1 protein-coding gene is annotated in these 250 nt (G+C 69.6%); it reads left to right on the top strand.

Features of this window, described 5'->3' with window-relative positions; all coding sequences use genetic code 11:
* On the top strand, window positions 1-250 hold a 250-nt coding region (locus R0J87_RS23000; protein WP_498889256.1), incomplete at both ends, for a MotA/TolQ/ExbB proton channel family protein.

The raw sequence follows: 250 nt of genomic DNA, 5'->3' as shown, positions 1-250 counted from the left end.
CCAGGACGACCCGTTCCTGCGCAAGGGCCTGCAGATGCTGGTCGACGGCGTCGAGCCCGAGCAGATGCGGCACATGCTGGAGATCGAGGTCGAGCAGCAGGAGAAGCACGACCTGGCCGCGGCCCGGGTGTTCGAGGGCATGGGCATCTACGCGCCGACCCTGGGCATCATCGGCGCGGTGCTGGGCCTGATCGCGGTGATGAAGAACCTCGCCGACCCGAGCAAGCTCGGCCACGGCATCGCCGCCGCC

Origin of the sequence: Halomonas sp. SIMBA_159 (genome assembly GCF_046536035.1) — a bacterium.
In the GTDB taxonomy this organism is placed as follows: Bacteria; Pseudomonadota; Gammaproteobacteria; order Pseudomonadales; family Halomonadaceae; genus Vreelandella; species Vreelandella venusta_A.
Note: the sequence above shows the minus strand (reverse complement) of the source record. Positions and strands in the feature narration are given on the sequence as shown.